Below are 19,629 nucleotides of genomic sequence, written 5' to 3'. Positions count from 1 at the left end.
CTTATGCAGCCTCCCTTGAAACCGGGTGCTGGGTGCTTGTGTCACTGCCCGGCCAGTCGAATCGAAAGGTCGATCCCTTTCCCTCTTCCGATTGAAGTCCAATTTTTCCAGCATTGCGCTCGACGGCCTTTTTTACGATTGCCAAACCGATACCGGTGCTTTCCGGCATGTCGGCAAGGCGCAGCGTTTGAAAAACTTTAAAAATGCGGTCGTGAAACTTCGGATCAATACCCGGACCATTATCTGCGACTGAGAAACAGCACCGGTCGTCAACCTGCCGGGCCGAGACCACAACCTGCAAGGGCTCGGCTCCTTGGTGGTATTTGACAGCGTTTCCGATCAGGTTTTCCAGCACCCGACGCAGATTGATCGTGTCAAAACCAAGTGATTTGACATCTCCTTCAAGCACCAGCTGCCCGTCGTTCAGCCCTAGATCCAGCACCAGATCGACCAACATCCGTTCCAGATCCAGCACCCCATTTTCCTTGGCGTGGACCTCGACCTTAGCGTATTCCATAATCCCTTGGGTCAGCTGGTTCATCCGCACAACACGGGTCTGGATCAGCTTCAGGTTCTGCTGCACTTCGGGGTTTGCCTCCGGCGAAGCAAAATAACCTTCCAGATCTTCCTCAATCATCTCTGTCAGACCATTGATCCCGCGGATCGGCGTCTTGAGATCATGCGAAGCGATATAGGCAAACTCCTCAAGGGCCTCATTCTTGATGAACAGCTCTTTATTGGTCGCGTCCAGCCTTGCGGTTTTCTGCTGGAGCGACACTGTCGCCTGATCCGCATAAGCAATGGCACGCCTGTTGGCCTTCGCCAACAGGAACAACAGCGCGATGATCAGCGCCTCGATCACCAGCCCGGCAACCAGAATGAAGGTGGGTTGCGAATAGGTATTCTGTCCCCGAAACGAGAGGTTAGTCTGAACATCGACCACCCATGTCCGCCCATAAATATCAATTTCGCTATGGCCGGAATACATCGGATCGGGGTCATAAAACCGATCACCTTCGGCATGTCTGTCGTAAATCACTGTGCCTTGATCCTGGATACTGAACCGCACGTTATGCAATTCAGTCGCCAGCAACCCTTCCATCAGCTTGTGAACCACAAAAGGGGCATAAACCGCCCCGGCCGGCACACCATCCTTGCGAAACGGGGTATAGAACAAAAATCCCGCCGTACTGGTTTCATCCTGGACCAATGTAATTGGTCCGGTGATCTGTGACGTGCCGGTGTCCCGGCTGGCCAAGGCAGCGGAGCGGCGGTTCACTTCATGTGCCACATCCAGTCCGATGGCCGCGGCATTGCTGCTTTCCGGCTCAATATAGGTAATGGGCATGAACATGGGTTGGTCGTGGTCGGGGAAAATTCGGAACTGCGGTCGGGTGCCACGTTGCACACTCAGGTATTCATCCAGTGTCTGTTCGGTATGAAAATGGATCACTCCGATACCGTTAATACCGGGGTATTTTTCGTGGATATCCAGAGACTGGGCAAAGACGTGCCAGTCCTCATAGGAGATATCTCCACCATGGGATTCAATCGCCGCGACACCGGCCCAAAGCGCATCCTCGTATTTTTCCATGCGATCAACGATCAATGCAATGACGCTGTCTCGGGATGCTTCAAACCGTTGAAAGACCCGTGTTTCAATTTGCTGGCGCGAAAACTGCCAGGCGAAGAAGGTCAGGAACAAGGACAGGAACACAACAATGATGTGGAACGCCTTGATTTGTCCTCCAGAATCTACAGGGGTTTCATCAATCTGCGACAATCCCAGGCCCTCCGTTGCGGACCTTGATATGCGAAAAGTGTTTACAAAAAGTTTATTTGGCTGGGCTAACGTTTTAAAATGTACCTGCGCCAATGCAGGGTGCCAAGCAATCCGGAGTGGCGCATTTTGCCTGTCCTGACGCCCGCACACTGGGCGCGGGCATCACATCGTATCGGGGCGAAGCCCGGTCCTTGTTTAGCCCACCACCTGCGTGATTCCAAAGAAAATAACCGCAGACAGGGTCGCCGCAGCCGGAACGGTAATCACCCAAGCCGCCAGAATTGTCATCACATGCGAGCGCCGCACCAGCTTACGCCGCCGACGTTCCTCGGGGCCGTAAGAGATTTGGTCGGGCATGGCCAAACGCGCCAGACGAATGCGCCGTTCGGCGTCCCATTCACGGAAAAACCCAACCCCGAAAACCCCGCCGACGGCAATATGGGTCGAGCTGACCGGCAGGCCCAGCCAACTGGCCAGGATCACCGTGATGGCCGCTGACAAGGCCACACAATAGGCCCGCATCGGGTTCAGCTTGGTGATTTGCCCCCCCACCATCCGGATCAACTTGGGACCAAACAAAAACAGGCCAAATGAAATGCCAAGCGCCCCGATCACCATAACCCAGAACGGGATGCTGACGGTGTTGACGAAATCGCCGGACTGCGATGCCTGCACAATCGCTGCCAGCGGACCAACCGCATTGGCGACGTCATTTGCCCCATGCGCAAAACACAGCAGGGCGGCGGAAACGATCAGGGGGATGCCAAACAGCACCTTGAGAGATTTGTTCCGGTTCTCAAGTCCTTGGGACTGTTTACGGATCACCGGAATCATCATCATCCAGACAACAACCCCCACGGCCACACCTATTAACAGGGCAGACGACATGTCGATCTTAATGATTTTCTTTAGGCCCTTCAGCGCCAGATAAGCCCCAAAGGCACCGGCCATAATTCCCACAAGGACCGGCACCCATGTGCGCGCCGCTGCGATCTTGTCGTCACGATAAATGATCCGGGATTTGATGATCCAAAGAAAGAAAGCCGCAATTGCACCGCCCAGAACAGGCGAGATGACCCAGCTTGCTGCGATCTTGCCCATTGTAGGCCAATTGACAGCTGCAAAGCCAGCCGCCGCGATGCCCGCGCCCATCACACCGCCTACCACAGAATGGGTGGTTGAAACCGGCGCGCCAACCCAAGTGGCCAAGTTGACCCACAGCGCTGCCGACAAAAGCGCGGCCATCATCGCCCAGACAAAGACCGATGCCGTGCCCATGCTTTCTGGCGCAATGATGCCTTTTGCGATGGTCGAAATAACGTCCCCCCCCGCGATCAATGCACCTGCGCTTTCAAACACCACCGCAATCGCAATGGCACCACCCATCGACAGGGCGTTTGCACCCACGGCAGGCCCCACATTATTGGCAACATCATTGGCCCCAATGTTGAGCGCCATATAGGCCCCAAGACAGGCCGCAATGACGACAATCGCCGTATTGGTATCCTGTCCAAAGAACAGCATTGCAGAGAGCCCCGCCAAGACCACAAAAACCAGCGAAATGCCCGGACCGACCAAAGGTCGGGAGGTATAGCTGCTGAGCCGGTCAAGATTGGAGTAACGCTCAAGATCACGGTCCAGTGTCTCAAGATGGCGTGGATCACCCAGGTTCTGCGTCATTCAGGTTACCTCATTGTTTCAGCGAGTCCTCTAGCGCTGAATGGGCTGCAAAAGCAACTGTGCATATGCGCCAGCACCTGGTCAGCCTGTTTCAGCGTGGGTTTCGCACCTGTCTTCAAAAGCGGCAGGCTGATCAACTTTAGCGTTTCGAGTAAAATCTGCCCCCCTTCTTTGCGGCCTCTCCCTTTGGCCTGACGAAAACGGGTTGTATGGTGTTTCAAGTTAAACTCGAAAAGCTTTAAGCGGTTGTCCTGCCCGCAGTTTCTGCAATGGTGTCCCCAAAGGTGCCGATCTTTGGAAACCTGCTGTGATTTGTCCCCGACGTATCTGATACCGTGAACCCAAGGGACAAAGGCATGCGTTCCACCATTGCGCAGCGGCACACAAATCCGACGTTAAACTTAGTGGACTCCCCTCATGACACAAAATTCACCTGTTATCATCGCGGGCGGCGGCATTGGTGGCCTGACACTGGCGCTGACCCTTCACCAGATCGGTGTACCCTGTCTGGTGTTGGAAAGCGTTGCACAAATGCGCCCTATGGGGGTTGGCATCAACCTCCAACCCAACGCTGTACGCGAATTGTTCGCCCTTGGGATCGAGGAGGAAGCACTGGACGACATCGGCGTGCCGGCACGCGAATGGGCGTTGGTTGGGTTGAATGGCAAAGAGGTTTATGCCGAACCACGCGGCCAACTGGCCGGATATAACTGGCCGCAATATGCAGTGCATCGCGGCGAATTTCACATGCTGCTTTATAAGACCGTACTGGACCGAATGGGGCCAGATGCAGTGCAACTGGGCAGCCGTATCACAAGCTATGAACATTCCAACGCCGGTGTCACGGTCCAGGTTACCCGCGAGAACGGCACCGAAGACCGGGTTGTGGGGCGTCTGCTGATTGGGGCGGATGGCATCCATTCCACCGTGCGCGCACAGATGCATCCAGACCAGCCGCCAATCCACTGGGGCGGCGCATTGATGTGGCGCGGCACGGTCCGGATGAAGCCCTTGCGGACCGGTTCCTCTTTTGTCGGGTTGGGAACACATGAAAAACGCATGGTGATCTATCCGATTTCCCCACCGGATGAGAGCGGCACCTGCCTTGTGAACTGGATCGCGGAAGTAACCGTGGACAATGCCGAGGGCTGGCAACAGGCCGGATGGTTCCGCCCTGTTGAGGTCGACCGGTTCATCCATCACTTTGACGATTTCCGCTATGACTGGCTGGATGTGCCTGACATGTTGCGCCGCGCGGACAGCGTGTTTGAAAACCCGATGATCGACCGTGATCCCATCCCTACTTGGGTGGAGGGCCCTGTTGCTCTAATGGGGGATGCGGCCCATGCAATGTACCCCACCGGGTCAAACGGCGCGAGTCAGGCGATTGTTGATGCACGTGTGATCGGGGCCCAATTGTTGGCACAAGGCGTGACGCCAGCCGCGCTTGCCGCTTATGACGCGCAAATGTGCGGCCCGATCTCGGCCTTGGTGCTGCGCAATCGGGGGGCCGGCCCCTTTGGCATGTTGAACCTGATTGATGAACGCTGTCGCGGTGTTTTTGAAGATATCGAAACCGTCCTGCCCGCAGCCGAGCGGCAAGCATTCATGGCCAATTACAAGGCCGCCGCCGGTTTCGCCATCGACAGCCTGAATGCAGCACCGCCCACATTGCCCGTTGGTGCCCAGCTGCACGGCGGTTAAACCGCCGAAAGGACATACCCGAGGAATCAAAGACAACAGCCAAAGGAACAACGACATGATGATCTATGGACTAAGCACGTGTTCGGATTGCCAAAAGGCCCGCAAAGCCTTGGAAGCGGTACGCAAGGATGTCACCTTTCGTGATGTACGCGCCGACCCGCTGAGCGAAGATGAACTGGCGATATTGATTGTCGAATTTGGTGACCGTCTGGTGGACCGCAAAACCAACGATTACCGCGCGCTGAACGAATGGTTGAAAAACTCTGAAGCAGAGGCGCAGATCGCCGCCCAGCCCAAGGTAATGGCCCGCCCTGTACTGCACGATGGCGACAACTGGTATCTGGGCTGGGATGAGGCAGTGCAAAAGGCGGTATTGCCCGCGTAACCTTGGGCACTGCTAGCCCAAGCGGCGTAGGCCGGTACCGGCATCAAACAAATGCGCCTTGCCCGGTTGAATGGCAAAGCACAATTCCCCGCTGGCCTGCTCCATCAAATGCACACCCTGCAGGCTTGCGGTGAAAGTATCCGCCACACCGTCAATGACACCGTGCAGCAGCGTGTTTGCCCCAAGGGGTTCCGCCATCCTGAGCTGCATGCGGATCGCGCCACCGTCCTGGACCAGCAAGTGTTCCGGCCGCACGCCCAGCTTGACCGGACCGTCCGGCCCGACGCCATCTGCGACCACATGTTCCCCCAGATAGATCCGGCCGCCGCGCACCACCGCATCCAGAATATTCATCGCCGGGCTGCCAATGAACTGTGCGGCGAACAGGGTACGCGGGGTTTCGTAAACCTCCAAAGGCGTGCCGATCTGTTCTGCCACACCGGCATTCATCACAATCATCCGATCCGCCATTGTCATCGCTTCAACCTGATCGTGGGTGACGTAAAGCGCCGTAATCCCAAGCTTAGACTGCAACTCCTTGATCTCAAGACGCATCTGCACCCGCAGCTTGGCGTCAAGGTTCGACAGGGGTTCGTCAAACAGGAACACCGCCGGTTCGCGCACAATCGCACGGCCCATCGCGACACGCTGGCGCTGTCCACCCGACAGTTGTTTCGGTTTACGATCCAGCAGCGGCTCAAGCTGCAACAGCTTGGCGGCGGCTGTCACCTTGGCGTCTATCTGTGCCTTGGGCAGCTTGGCAATTTTCAGCCCGTACCCCATGTTCTGGCGCACTGACATATGCGGATAAAGCGCGTAATTTTGGAACACCATTGCGATATCGCGGTCCATCGGCTCTTTCTCATTGGCGCGCTGACCGCCAATCTGAACCTCGCCCGAAGTCACGGTCTCCAGCCCCGCCACCATGCGCAGCAAGGTGGATTTGCCACAGCCCGAGGGGCCGACGATGACGATAAACTCGCCATCCGCAATTTGCGCATCAATGCCGTGGATCACATCCGTGGGGCCAAAGCTTTTCTTGATGTCTTTCAGGGTAACGGTTGCCATTACTATTTCTCGCTATCGACGAGGCCGCGGATAAACAGCCGTTGCATGCTAACGACGACAATCACCGGAGGGATCATCGCAAGGATTGAGGTTGCCATAATTACCGGCCAGTCGGCCACATCATCACCCGAGGGGAACATCTGCTTGATCCCCATAACGATGGTGTTCATTTCTGGGTCAGTGGTGATCAGCAGCGGCCAAAGGTATTGATTCCAGCCGTAAATAAACAGGATGACAAACAGTGCTGCGACGTTTGTCCGGCTCATCGGCACCACAATATCCCAAAAGAACCGCATGGGGCGTGCCCCGTCCACGCGTGCCGCCTCGGCCAGTTCATCCGGGATTGTCAGAAAGAATTGGCGGAACAGGAAGGTCGCCGTAGCCGAGGCGATCAGCGGGAATATCAACCCGCCGTAGCTGTTGAGCATACCAAATCCAGCGACAACTTCGTAAGTCGGCACGATGCGCACTTCGACGGGCAGCATCAGTGTCAAAAAGATCATCCAAAAGAATGCGGTGCGGAACGGAAACCGGAAATAAACGATCGCAAATGCCGACAAAAGCGAGATCACGATTTTGCCGACGGCGATGCCGATCGCCATTACCAGAGAATTAAACAGCATCGTCGCCACCGGCACATTCACACCGGAAAACAATGCCTTGGTATAGTTTTCCACAAACTGGTCGCCGGGCCAGAGCGGCATCGGCGGCTTAACGATCTCGGGCTGCGTCACGGTGGACGCGACAAAGGCCAACCAGATCGGAAAGAAGATCACCAGCACGCCAAAGATCATCACAACATGGGTCAGCCACAGGCCGGTCCCGCGTTTCTCGACCATACCATGCACGTCCTTTGCCATCAGTAATGCACCCGCTTTTCAACAAATTTGAACTGGATGATGGTCAGCAATCCAACCACGAACAGTAAGATCACTGATTGCGCAGAAGACGCACCAAGGTCCTGCCCGACAAACCCGTCGGCAAAGACCTTATAGACCAGAATGGTGGTCGATTGCTGCGGCCCGCCGGAAGTAATGGTGTGGATCACACCGAAGGTCTCGAAGAAGGAATAGACCACGTTCACAACCAACAGGAAGAATGTGGTGGGCGACAGCAGGGGCAGCACAATCGTCCAGAACCGTTTCCAAAATCTTGCGCCATCAATCGCCGCCGCTTCGATCACCGAACGCGGCACCGCCTGCAATGCCGCGAAGAAAAACAAGAAATTGTAGCTTATCCGCCCCCATGCGGAGGCGACAACAACAAGGCCCATCGCCTCGCCGCCATTCAACACATGGTTCCAGTCATAGCCAAGATTGCCGAGATACCATGACACCACGCCAACGCGGGTGTTGAACATGAACAACCACAACACGCCAGCAATGGCCGGGGCAACCGCATAGGGCCAGATCAGCATGGTGCGGTAAACGCCGGATCCCTTGATCAACCGATCTGCCATCACGGCCAGAAACAGCGCCGGTATCATTGAACACAGCGTGACAAGAACCGAAAACACGGCGGTGGTCACAAAGGACGCGCGATAGAACCTGTCACCGAACAGATATTCGAAATTGCCCAAGCCGACAAATTGCGAAGACAGGCCAAAAGGGTCGGGAATGAACAGCGATTGATAGACCGCCTGACCCGCCGGATAGAAAAAGAAAATCGCGGAGATCAGCACCTGTGGCGCGATCAGCAACAGGGGCAGTACCCAGCCACGAAATGTGACGCGCTTTTCCATCTCTTTGCCCCCTGTTCAAAAAGAAAGGCGGGCCCGCAAATACACGAGCCCGCCTTGTTAGTGTTTAGCGGTTGGCCGCTTCGAACCGGCGCAGCAAGGCATCGCCGCGCTCTTTCGCGCTGTCCATGGCTTCTTGCGCGGTCTTGTCACCAGACCAGATGCCCTCAAGCTCTTCGTCGATGATGCCACGGATTTGGTCAAATGATCCCAGACGCAGACCTTTGGAATTGGCTGTTGGCTGGTTTGTGGTCATCTGGATCACGGCCACATCGGTGCCGGGGTTTTCGTCATAAAAGCCCGCTGCGCGTGTCGCTTGGCCTGCCTCGGCTGTGATCGGCAGGTAACCGGTATCCTGGTGCCACTTGGCCTGAACATCAGAGGATGACAGATAGCTCAGGAAAGTGCCCGCGCCTTTATATTCTTCTGCCTCGTGACCTTCCATAACCCACAGGGACGCGCCACCAATGATCGTGTTTTGCGGCGCATTGCCGACACCTTCCCAATAAGGCAGCGGGCGCACATCAAAATCGAATTCGGCCTCGGCCTTGATCCCCGCATAGCCGGCAGAGCTTTCGGTGAACAATGCACATTCACCAGCGCGGAAGTTTGCCCCGCCTTCGTTGCGACGACCGGTATAGATGAATTTGCCATCCTTGGCCCATTGGCCCATCGCGCTCAAGTGGGCGACCTGTGCTTCACCGTTCAACATCAACTCGGTATCGACACCACCGAAGCCATTGTCTTTGCTGGCAAACGGCACGTCGTGATAAGCGGACATGTTTTCAAGATGAATCCAGCTTTGCCATGCTGTCACCAACGGGCAATCCTCGCCGCCCGCCTTGAGCGCGTCCAGCGTGGTGCCAACATTCTGCCAAGTAGAAAGGTCAGTGTCAGGGTCCACACCGGCGGCCGTCATGGCATCGCGGTTGACCCAAAGAACAGGCGTGGAAGAGTTAAACGGCAGGGACAACATGTCACCCTCCGTTGAGGTGTAATAACCCTTTACTGCGCCGATATAGGCATCGGGATCAAAGGTTGCGCCGCTTTGCCCCATGACCTCGTGCACGGGACGCACCGCACCTTTGGCGGCCATCATCGTGGCGGTGCCAACCTCGAATACCATCAGAATGTGCGGCTGCTCGCCGGCCCGAAATGCGGCGATGCCAGCGTTCAGTGTTTCGGAATAATTGCCCTTGTGGGTCTGAACAACGGTATAGTCGTCCTGACTTGCATTAAACTCTTCCACCTGTGCGGCGACCAGCTCTCCCAGACGCCCGGTGAAGGCATGCCAGAACTGAATTTCGGTTTGGGCCATTGCAGCAACTGGCGACAGCATCGTCGAAACGGCGAGTGCGCCGATAATTGATTTTTTCATGATTTCTCCCCTGCACCATATTGGTGCCTTGTCACTTTGGCACCTCTGATCTCATCCGGCACCGGTTTTCAGACACGTGAACGATACACGCATCGCGATATACTGCAAGCGCCGGGGGGATCGACCACGCGCGACGCTCGCCGGGTTCGTGACCGGGGTTCGCAAAGGTTTTATGATAAAAACGCGTCTTGTTGCGGCAAGTCGCCGGCAGGGTCCGAGGGCAGAAGAGAACCCAGTTTCACCTAAGCCAAGGGTGTTTTATACTATGGTAGACGGTCACAACTCTTCGCCGCCTCCTGCACGCGCCGCACCGGCTTAGGCATTGAAAAGGAAAATAAATGCCCGATATCCCACCCGCCGTTCTGCCGGTCTTTGAGAAATTCGCGCCCCCTCACCGCGCGACATTGCAGACCCTGCGCGACCTGATTTTTGAGACCGCGAAATTGGATGCCCGCGTCGGTGACGTTGAGGAAGCTTTGCGTTGGGGCGAACCCGCCTATTTGACCAGCCGCACCAAATCCGGAACCACGATCCGCCTTGGTGTGGAAAAGGTTTCCGGTCTGCCCGCGATGTTCTTCAACTGTAACACCACTCTTATAGAGGAATTTCGCCAGCAGTTTGGCGCGGCCTTGCAATACTCCAAGAACCGGGCCGTTCTTGTGCAGGAAACCGAAGGAGAAACCGGCAACGCCCTGCGCATCTGCATTGCTTCTGCCCTCACCTATCATCTGCGCAAAAAGCGCTAGGTTCAGGGGAGCCGCGCCCAGAACGACGATTTGTGTTTGTGCGTCTCGCGCAGATACCGCTCGAATGCATCATGCGAGGGAAAGCGCCCGTAATCCGCCAACTCTTGATCTGCCGCAGCGCAATCCATCAAATGGTCGGCCGCATGGCCATAGCGGCTTGTGCGCCCTTCCGCCAAAGCATGGTCAATCATTGACCGCCACAACAGGACCGCCGCCCGCGGATGCCGGTCGCGCAGGGCCTCGGCAGCAGGCGTCAACAACTGATAGTGGTTTCCATCCAGCTCTTCGGCGCGGGTCTCGATCAACCGCGCGGCAGACAACAAATCGGGCCATTCCAGACAAAAGCGCAGCGCCCGGTTCATATCCGCAAACTGAAGCACATGGGCCTTGGCCTGATCTTCAACTTCGATGTCATCAAAATCCGGCAGAACCTTGAGATAGTCACGTAACACATCCGCATCCAGCGTCGCGCAGAACACCGCCCATCTGTGGGCCTGCGCCTCTTCCAACCGGTCGAGCGCCAGCAGGCAAGCCACATACGCGGCGTCCCAACGTCGATCCCCACGCCGCCGCTGCGCCGCCTCGGCGCCGCCCAGACCCTCCAGCGCAGCTTCGGCGCGCCCTGCGGCAAGCTGTAACTCTGCGACCTCAGCCGCGATATGCGGGCGGGCCAATTCCGCCGCCGAATATTGCGCAACATAAGCGTCTGCGTCACCCTGCGCGGTGGCAATGTCCTGAAGCGTTTTCCTAATCAGACGTGATTTTTGCTCGGCTGCGTAATTTCCACTGTCGCTGCGCAAATCTCTGAGAAACTGAATGGCGGCGTGATTGTCCGGTTCTTCCATCGGGGTTTGCGCGTGGTCTTGCACCAATGTCTTGAGATGCTCCAACCCCGCCTCTCCCAGTGTCGGGGCCAAAAGGGCGATGATCCCGTCATAGATACCATAGGCGTCATCGCGCAGCGCCTCCCAGATCCGCCCCGCCAATGGGTTTGGCTCAAGACCTGCGCGCGGGGCAATCCCTTCCAGGCGCACCAGGGCATCGCGAAAGACCTCACCAACATCGCCGCGGCAGTCATCGACCCGATCAAACACCGACGGGGCGAGATCAACAAATTCCCACAGCAGCGAAAAACCGTCATCGGGCGCGTCTGGGGCGATTTTGTTAGTGATCATATCGGATTGGGTTCGCAGATCCTTGATCAAGGCCTTGCGCCTGCGCCAACCGACAAAACTGGTCGACCTACGGATCGAAGCCAGACGTTTGCGCACATCGCGGGCCAGTTCGGCAGGGCCAAGGTTATGGCTCAACTCCAGCCGCAGCCGTCGTTTGATCTCGGCGCTGCCGGTGCTGACCTCAATCAACAGGTTGGCCAGAGTCTCGGCTCCCAGCGCCGCCAGATTTTCCGCATTCAGGGTTTTCTTTGACATGACGACATCTTCGCATCGGTGCAGGGATATAAAAAGGGCGTTCAGCGCTTCTTGCGCCGACCTTGCGGTTTCTTATTGCCACGTGGCCCTGAAACACTGGGAGTATTTTCGCGATTCTCCTCGGCCAGTTTGCGCCAGCGCGCCAGACGTTCAGGCGCGACAACACCTGCGGCAACCCCTGCCTGCACGGCGCAGCCCGGTTCATGGGCGTGGGTGCAATCACGGAATTTGCAGTTGGGGGCCAGTTCGGTGATTTCGGCAAACAGCATATCCAGACCGGAAGACACATCACTGATGTGCAGGGTGCGAATGCCCGGCGTGTCGATCACACAGCCGCCGGCCTGTGTCGTGTGCAACGACCGCGCGGTGGTGGTGTGGCGCCCCTTCGCGTCGTCCTCGCGAATGCCGCCAGTGGCTTGCGCGTCTTTGCCTGTCTTATTGGCCAGTGTGTTCAACAGTGTCGATTTCCCAACCCCTGACGATCCAACCAGCGCCACTGTCTGACCGGGGCCGCACCATGGGGCCAATACGGCTGCCGCCTGCGGTGCCTTGGCGTTCAAGGTGACCACCGGTAAATCCCGCTGCAAAGTCGCGGCTTGCTCCAGAAATGGCGCTGTGTCCCCTGTCTGATCCGCTTTGGTCAGGACAATTACCGGATCGGTGCCGGCCTCGTTCGCAAGTGCCAGATAACGCTCCAGACGTGCGGCGTTGAAATCCTCATTGCACGAGGTCACGACAAACAGCGTATCCACATTGGCCGCGATCAACTGCGGCACATGGGTGCCTTCGGTCTTGCGTTGCAGCAATGCGCGACGCTCAAGACGGCGCACAAACATATCCGTTTCCGGCTCAGCCAGAATCCAGTCTCCAACCGCAAAATCCGTGGTTTTTGATGCCGCAGGCAGGTTCACCTTGACCGACCCCGCCGCGCCCTCGGCGGTCAGGCGGGCGCGATGCACAGTCGCAATCCGCAAACAGGTAAGCTGGGCCTCGTCAACGCCCAGCTGATCGTCAAAAAACATAGACCACCCAAGGGCGGCCAATAGATGGCGGGTATGATCAGACGGCGATATCACAGGCCCCTGAATGCGCAGGAACCAACACTGATGCAAGCCCCCACCGTCAGGGGCGTGCGGTTTGATGCCGCTCTGCTGCGTTCAGGCCACCCGTACCTTGCGGTTTCTTCGATATCTTTTGCGTTCAGGTGAACCTCGAAACGCTCTAAAGCACGACTTCAATCAGGTTAGGCCCGCCGCTGGCAAGACCATCCTCAAGCGCGGATTCCAGTGCGTCGCACTCTGTCACCCGCACCGCTTCGACGCCCATGGAGCGCGACATCTGCACCCAGTCCAACGCAGGCCGGTCAAGGCTTAGCATGTCGATGGCGCGCGGTCCGGGGTTGCCAACGCCAACGTTTGTCAGCTCGCCGCGCAAAATCTGGTAGCTGCGGTTGGCAAAAATCAGCACCGTCACATCAAGGTTTTCCCGCGCCATCGTCCATAGGGATTGCACTGTGTACATCGCCGAACCATCGCCGGTCAGGCACATCACTTTGCGCTCTGGACAGGCCACAGCTGCGCCGATGGCCGCAGGCAGCCCGTATCCGATGGACCCGCCGCAATTGTTCAACCATGTATGTTTGCGCGCGCCCTTGGTCGCGGGGGCAAAGGCACGGCCCGTAGTCACGGATTCATCCACCACAATTGCCTGTTCGGGGATCGCACGGGCAATCAGCGCCGCCAGACTTTCGGGGTCAATCCGGCCTTGCGGCCGATCAGGCAGCATTGGATCACTGACATGGGCGGGTGGTGTTTCACGGGCCCCCGTCGCCCCGGCAAGGGCTGAAAGCGCCGCAGCATGATCCGCCCCGGCATCAGCCAAGGTCAGGATGTCCGCCCCCACACGGGTCAGGATCGCGGGTTTTTCAGGATAGGCAAAGAACCCGATTGGCGCACGGGCCCCCAGCAGAACAATCCGTTTGAAAGGTTTCAACACCTCAAGCGCGATGTCGATGGGATAGGGCACACGGTCCACAAAGACACGGCCAGCCCCACGTTCCAGACGGGCATTGGACCACTCAGACAAAATCTTGCAGCCGGTTTTCGCGGCAATGCGTCCGGCGGTTTCCAGATTGTTCTCGGTCAGGGCCCCGCCCCCCAAGAGCAGTAGTGTTTCGGGCCCATCCAACGCCTGCGCCGCCTGCGACAACTGGCTTTCGTCAAAGGGGGCGGGTGTCGGCAATTCAATTGCGTCCTGCGCAACCCCACCGGGGTTCCATGCTGTGTCACTTGGCAGGATCAACGTGGCAATCTGGCCCGGAGCGACCATTGCCGCCTGTACCGACTGCGCGGCATCACGCCCCACAGCTGCTGCAGAGTCCGACGTTCGCACCCAATGCGAAACAGGGCGCGCAATACCTTCGATGTCGGAGGTCAATGGCGCGTCGAGTGCAATGTGGGTCGAGGCATGTTCGCCAACAATATTCACCACACCCGACCCGGCTTTCTTGGCATTGTGCAGATTGGACAGACCATTCGCCAGACCGGGACCAAGGTGCAGCAAGGTTGAGGCCGGTTTGCCTGCCATTCGGTAATACCCATCCGCCGCCCCCGTTGCGACACCCTCTTGCAAGGCCAGCACGGAGCGCATACCCGGAATATGATCAAGAGCCGCAACAAAGTGCATTTCCGAGGTGCCCGGATTGGTAAAACAAACCTCTACACCATTTGCCAAAAGCGTATGCACAAGGCTTTCAGCACCGTTCATTTCAGTATCAGGCATGACCGTTTCCTTTATGCTGATCGCTTGTCCCAATAGGGCGCGCGCAGGTCTTTCTTGAGAATTTTGCCGATGGTGCTGCGGGGCAGCCTGTCGCGGATTTCGACATCAGACAAGCGCTGGCTCTTGCCCAGACGGGCATTGGCCGTTTGCAAAATATCCGCCGCATTTCGCGTCGCATCTGGCCGGCAGACCACCAGCCCCAGCGGGGTCTCTCCCCAAGCCTCGGAGGGGATACCGATCACTGCCGCGTCGGTGACATCCTCGTCATGCAACAACACCAGTTCCAGATCATTGGCATAGATATTCAGACCGCCAGAGATGATCATGTCTTTCTTGCGGTCCGACAGCACCAGAAACCCGTCTTGGTCAAAGTACCCCATATCGCCAGAGCGGAAATAGACCTGCCCTTCCGGGCCCCGCCAGATGTATTCCGCAGTCAGATCATCGCGGCCGAAATAGCCCGACATCATGGTCGGCCCTCGTCCACAAATTTCACCAACCTCACCTTGCGGCACTTCGCGGCCCTCTGTGTCGATCAGGCGAATATCGTTGCCCGGGGTCGGCTTGCCCACCGTGTGCAGCTTGTCCGGATATTCGTCCGCAGCCAGCACCGTCACGCCGCCGCCTTCGGTCAATCCGTAATATTCCAGCAGGCGACCGGGGAAACGGGCCAGCACGTCCTGTTTCACGTCCACGCGCAAAGGTGCCGATGTAGAGAATTTGATCCGCATGGACGACAGGTCGAAACTGTCGAAATCAGGCACATCCATGATGCGCTTATATTGCACCGGCACCAGCATGGTGTGGGTGATCTTTTCACGCTGGGCGATTTGCAAATAGGTTCGCGCGTCGAATTTCGGCATCAGGTAAACCGTCGATCCACCGAACAAAGTCGGCAAAAACGCCACAATCGTTGTGTTGGAATAAAGCGGAGTGGAGATCAGCGTGCGGGCGTTGTCGTCATAGCCGTTAGGGGAAACCCGCTCCATCTGGGCCGCACGCATCCAGTGATTGTGCAATATCCCCTTGGGCGTGCCGGTGGTGCCGGAGGAATAGATCAGGTTAAACGCATCAGACATTTCGATCGGGATCATCGGATCGTGATCGGCGGCACCGGCCAGCGCGGTTTCATAGCTGTCAAAATCCGCGTGTTCAAAATCAATCGCAAAGCGTTGCAGCCCCAGATCACAGACGAAACCCGCCACCAGATCATGGTATTGTGCCGCCACAAAAATCGCCTTGGCCCCGCAGTCCGTCAGCATCTTTTTCAATGCGTCAGGGGATGCCATTGAGGACAGCGGTGTGACACAGGCACCGGCCCGCAGAATGCCCATAAACAGCTCGGCATAGGCAACAGAATTGGCCGAAATCACGGCCACATTATCGCCCTTGCCCACGCCACGTTCCAGCAGCAGGTTCGCAACCCGGTTGATCCGTTTGTCAAATGCGCCCCAGCTCACCGAGGCATCGCCGCAGACCAGCGCTAACCGATCAGGGTGGGTCGCGGCATTTTCACGAACCCGTGCAACGATGGTTTGCGTAGGGGGTATCTCGGGCAAGACGGGTGTAATTGCGATCATATCGTTCAGGCCGGACTTGGGCCTGCGGCGTTGCTGCGCCAGGCGGTAAACATCGGCAAGGCGCATAGTGCCGCCCCGATAAGGAAGGACGTGCCATAACCCAGATCAACCAAAACGGTTTCAGGCATGGCGATCAGCACCCCACCGCAGAATAACAAGATCCGCAGTGGCAGGCCCGCCGCTCCTTCAAGCGGGCCGACAAGACTGATGTACCCTTGCAGCGCGGAGGAAATCATCGCCACCCCAATCACCGCACTGGTCAGCGCTACCACCACTTCCCATGCAGGGGCCTGACCGATCAACGCCGGATTCAACACAAAGAAGAAGGGCGCGATATAGATCACACCGCCAAGACGCATCGCCTCGAAACCGGTCGCAATAGGGTTCGACCCCGCCATAGTCGAGGCCGCGAAAGCCCCCAGAGCAACGGGCGGCGTGATATAGCTGACCATGCCCCAATACAGGATGAAAAGATGCACCGCGAGGGTGTTCAGCCCGCCCGCTTCCAACGCCGGAGCCAGAACCACAGCAAGGAAAATGTAACAGGCCGTCACGGTCATCCCCATGCCGAAGATGAACGCAGTCAACGCCCCCATCGCCAGCAGAACCAACGTATTATCGCCGGCCATAAAGACCAACTCGTTCACAAGCGTGCCGGCAAGACCCGTGGCCGAGAACGACCCGACAATCAGGCCAACCCCCAACAGGATAGCGGTCAGCTCTGCCAGCCCCATGCCAACGCCAACAATCATATTGCCCAGACGTTGCTTGTTCAGACGAAAACGCGCGCGGAACTGGTTCACCACCAGCAAAAGGGCCGTGGCATAAAAGGGGGCCGAGGATTCCTGTCGCAAGCCGATCATCATATAAAGCAGCAGGGCAAAGACAAAGATATAAGGCCAGCCCTCTTTCATCACTTCCCGCAGCCGCGGCAGATCTGGTTTGGGCAATCCACGCAGGCCGCGTTTGGCGGCATAAGCATCGATGCCAGTAAACAGCCCCCAATAGAACAGGATGCTGGGGATGGCCGCAGCAAGGGCAATCTCTACATAGGGACGCGACAGAAAGGACGCCATGATAAAGGCCGTGGCCCCCATAATCGGCGGCATCAACACGCCACCGGTCGAGGCGCAGGCCTCTGTTGCAGCGGCGGTTTTCGGGCTGAAACCGGTCTTGCGCATGGCTGGAATAGACACCGCACCTGTGGTCAGAACGTTAGAGATAACAGAGCCGGACATCGACCCCATAAAGCCGCTGGCAAAGATCGACACTTTGGCCGCGCCGCCGCGATACCCGCCCACCAGGCCAAGCGCGAGATCGTTAAAGAACTGCCCACCGCCGGTGCGTTGCAGCACGGCACCAAACAGAATGAAGCCCATTACCACACCGCCAAAGGCTTTCATCGGGATGCCAAACGAACTTTCGGCGGAATAGATGTGGTAAGGCACGGTTTGCATGAATGTGCTTTGAAAGCCGGAAAACGGATCGGGCACATGTCCCGCGAACGTCGGGTAGAAACCAAAGAAACACACGATCAGGAACAGCACCAGACCACCAGCCCGCCGAGTGGCTTCTAGAATCAGGAAGAAGAAAACAACCGAAACATATTGCGCGACCGGCGGGGCGGCATATTCCCATCCTTGCGACAGGTTCATCTGCGCACTTTGCGCCAGATACCCCGAACAGGCCAGCGCCAGTGCAAATAACACCCAGTCCAGTATCGACGGCACACCACCCTTGCCGCCACGAATCTGGAAAATCAGAAAACTCAGCGCCAGAAACACCCCGCCAAGGATGTAGAGATAGCGCCCTTCGATCAGGACCACCCCCATGATTTGCAGATTGAAAAGTTGGTTGATCACCAGTGTCAGGGCAAACACCGTACCAATGACAACAACCCAACGTGCGGGCCCTGCCAGACGTTCGGCGGGGGTCTCCCCGTCAATGGCAACCTGTTCAACACCTGCTGGCAGGGGCGTTGGCGAATTGGAATCTGACATGGACAGCACTCTTGTCTGGAACGGGAATAAGGGCAAACCGGCCGGCGCAAGCGCCGGCCGGTCTCAACTCATGAAGTTGGCTCAGAATACGACTTTGAAACCGCCGTCAGCCAGCGCCTTGCGCCGGGCTTCGCCCCAGGCCGCCTCCCAGTCTTCGGGTGCCGCCGCCTTGGTCGCTTCCCATGCTGCCGCAAGCGCGTCCTGACGTGCAATCAGATTGTCGTTATGCGCCTGTGCTGCATCTGTCCAAACGCCAGCTTCCTTATAATAACGGATCGCGCCCGCGTGGTAAGGAACCACCCATTCCAGATTCTGCTTGTTTAATGCCCAACCGTCGATGCCGGATGAATTACCGTCATATTCCGGGAACAACACAACCATCGCCTTGGTCATGTTATAGACCAAATCATCCTCGGTTGCGGCCATGGCAGCCAACACGGGATAGGCATAGCCCGCCCCCTGATACCCGTCCGTACCATCAATTGTTGCCCCCACTCTGGCCTTGTTCAACTGAAAAAACGGCGCGATGCTTTTCAGGGCTGCGACGCCTTCGGTGTTGGCCGGATTAACCGGTGGCCAGTACAGGCCGCGCGGACCGGCTTCGGCTTCATAGGCCTTGCCCGAATTGGTAGAGGCAAAAGCCGCATCGACCTGCCCTTCGATCAGCCCGTTCCAGCTGGCGCTATAGCCACCGAAATCGACCCGCTCGACATCATCCCAAGTCAGACCGCCATAGGCCAGATAGGCTTCGGTATTCACGTTCAACGCGGGCGCACCCACGATATAGGCCACGCGCTTGCCCTTGAGGTCAGCATAGGTTTCGACACCCAGATCACCGGCAACCCCAACCGAAAGATTGATTGCGCCGCCGTTGTTCGCCATCAACACGCGGATCGCCTGCGGGCCCCAGTTCTGCGCGCCAAAGTCAAACACGCCCTCTTGCGCCATAAAGGTCCCGCCGACACCAGTTGCGGAAAACTGGACACGGCCCTGACGCAGCGGTTCGGTCCGCGACACGTCGTTCTTACCCGGCAAGACCCGCAGGTTTACGCCCGCCGCGTCCTGCAATGCTGCGCCGATAGCCACCGCTTGGTTGTATCCAGATGACCCGGTGCCATAGGCGGTCCAGCTCATTTGTTTGGGCAGCTCAAAATCTGCCGCCATTGCCATCGAGCCGGACAGGCCCAAAACAGCAATCGCTGAAGTAAAATAGTTCATGTTCATCCTCCCAAAGAATTCCCGGCCAATCCTGTAAGGGAACTGGCATAACGATGTCGCCATTTTTGAAACGGCGTTCCGCTCTGTGGATAACGATAGTGAAGTTAACTTTGAGGTGTCAACACAACTTCGGGTGTG

At 57.4% G+C, this 19,629-nt stretch carries 15 protein-coding genes; 3 read left to right on the top strand and 12 right to left on the bottom strand.

From position 1 onward, the window contains the following. Window position 1 precedes the first annotated feature (1 nt). Both HKX44_RS15995 and HKX44_RS15990 read right to left on the bottom strand, forming a co-directional pair. A complete protein-coding gene (locus HKX44_RS15995; protein ID WP_276152374.1) occupies window positions 2-1,783 on the bottom strand; it encodes a CHASE domain-containing protein in 1,782 nt (593 codons plus the stop codon). A 195-nt stretch (window positions 1,784-1,978) separates the two neighbouring features. Beyond that, window positions 1,979-3,463, bottom strand: coding sequence for an inorganic phosphate transporter (locus tag HKX44_RS15990; RefSeq protein WP_276152373.1), 1,485 nt, complete (start codon window positions 3,461-3,463; stop codon window positions 1,979-1,981). Between the two features lie 417 nt (window positions 3,464-3,880). Here HKX44_RS15990 and HKX44_RS15985 point away from each other — a divergent pair, with 417 nt between their 5' ends. Both HKX44_RS15985 and HKX44_RS15980 read left to right on the top strand, forming a co-directional pair. After that, window positions 3,881-5,167, top strand: coding sequence for a flavin-dependent oxidoreductase (locus HKX44_RS15985; RefSeq protein ID WP_276152372.1), 1,287 nt, complete (start codon window positions 3,881-3,883; stop codon window positions 5,165-5,167). Window positions 5,168-5,222: 55 nt separating this feature from the next. Continuing rightward, window positions 5,223-5,552, top strand: a complete 330-nt coding sequence (locus HKX44_RS15980; protein WP_276152371.1) for an ArsC/Spx/MgsR family protein — start codon at window positions 5,223-5,225, stop codon at window positions 5,550-5,552. Between the two features lie 12 nt (window positions 5,553-5,564). Here HKX44_RS15980 and ugpC read toward each other — a convergent pair whose 3' ends face one another. From ugpC to ugpB, 4 genes are all read right to left on the bottom strand, one after another. Next, on the bottom strand, window positions 5,565-6,620 hold the full coding sequence (gene ugpC / locus HKX44_RS15975; RefSeq protein WP_276152370.1) for a sn-glycerol-3-phosphate ABC transporter ATP-binding protein UgpC: 1,056 nt from the start codon (window positions 6,618-6,620) through the stop codon (window positions 5,565-5,567). Window positions 6,621-6,622: 2 nt separating this feature from the next. Next, window positions 6,623-7,459, bottom strand: a complete 837-nt coding sequence (gene ugpE, locus HKX44_RS15970) for a sn-glycerol-3-phosphate ABC transporter permease UgpE (protein WP_276152464.1) — start codon at window positions 7,457-7,459, stop codon at window positions 6,623-6,625. Between the two features lie 20 nt (window positions 7,460-7,479). Continuing rightward, window positions 7,480-8,361, bottom strand: a complete 882-nt coding sequence (ugpA, locus tag HKX44_RS15965) for a sn-glycerol-3-phosphate ABC transporter permease UgpA (RefSeq protein ID WP_276152369.1) — start codon at window positions 8,359-8,361, stop codon at window positions 7,480-7,482. A 64-nt stretch (window positions 8,362-8,425) separates the two neighbouring features. After that, window positions 8,426-9,736 (bottom strand): sn-glycerol-3-phosphate ABC transporter substrate-binding protein UgpB, encoded by a 1,311-nt coding sequence (ugpB, locus tag HKX44_RS15960; protein WP_276152368.1) that lies wholly within the window; start codon window positions 9,734-9,736, stop codon window positions 8,426-8,428. A gap of 338 nt (window positions 9,737-10,074) precedes the next feature. On the opposite strand from ugpB, the gene HKX44_RS15955 reads away from it, so the two are divergent. After that, entirely contained in the window at window positions 10,075-10,482 is a 408-nt protein-coding gene (locus HKX44_RS15955; RefSeq protein ID WP_276152367.1) for a DUF1801 domain-containing protein, read from the top strand. A gap of 2 nt (window positions 10,483-10,484) precedes the next feature. Here HKX44_RS15955 and HKX44_RS15950 read toward each other — a convergent pair whose 3' ends face one another. The 6 genes from HKX44_RS15950 to HKX44_RS15925 form a co-directional block, all read right to left on the bottom strand. Beyond that, on the bottom strand, window positions 10,485-11,912 hold the full coding sequence (locus HKX44_RS15950; protein ID WP_276152366.1) for a DUF6880 family protein: 1,428 nt from the start codon (window positions 11,910-11,912) through the stop codon (window positions 10,485-10,487). Between the two features lie 41 nt (window positions 11,913-11,953). Continuing rightward, a complete protein-coding gene (gene rsgA, locus HKX44_RS15945) occupies window positions 11,954-12,934 on the bottom strand; it encodes a ribosome small subunit-dependent GTPase A (RefSeq protein ID WP_276152365.1) in 981 nt (326 codons plus the stop codon). 199 nt (window positions 12,935-13,133) lie between these two features. Continuing rightward, window positions 13,134-14,693 (bottom strand): acetolactate synthase large subunit, encoded by a 1,560-nt coding sequence (locus tag HKX44_RS15940; RefSeq protein ID WP_276152364.1) that lies wholly within the window; start codon window positions 14,691-14,693, stop codon window positions 13,134-13,136. A gap of 11 nt (window positions 14,694-14,704) precedes the next feature. After that, entirely contained in the window at window positions 14,705-16,339 is a 1,635-nt protein-coding gene (locus HKX44_RS15935; RefSeq protein ID WP_276152363.1) for a class I adenylate-forming enzyme family protein, read from the bottom strand. Beyond that, window positions 16,279-18,273 (bottom strand): TRAP transporter fused permease subunit, encoded by a 1,995-nt coding sequence (locus tag HKX44_RS15930; RefSeq protein WP_276152362.1) that lies wholly within the window; start codon window positions 18,271-18,273, stop codon window positions 16,279-16,281. Before HKX44_RS15930 ends, HKX44_RS15935 begins: the two co-directional genes overlap by 61 nt. Window positions 18,274-18,354: 81 nt before the next feature. Continuing rightward, window positions 18,355-19,491: a TAXI family TRAP transporter solute-binding subunit gene (locus tag HKX44_RS15925; RefSeq protein ID WP_276152361.1), complete on the bottom strand. Its 1,137-nt coding sequence runs from the start codon at window positions 19,489-19,491 to the stop codon at window positions 18,355-18,357. Between the last annotated feature and the right edge of the window lie 138 nt (window positions 19,492-19,629).

The sequence above is a fragment of the Sulfitobacter sp. M05 genome (assembly GCF_029285175.1).
Taxonomy (GTDB): domain Bacteria; phylum Pseudomonadota; class Alphaproteobacteria; order Rhodobacterales; family Rhodobacteraceae; genus Sulfitobacter.
The sequence above is the reverse complement of the archived record's forward strand: the minus strand, read 5'-3'. Positions and strand labels throughout refer to the sequence as shown.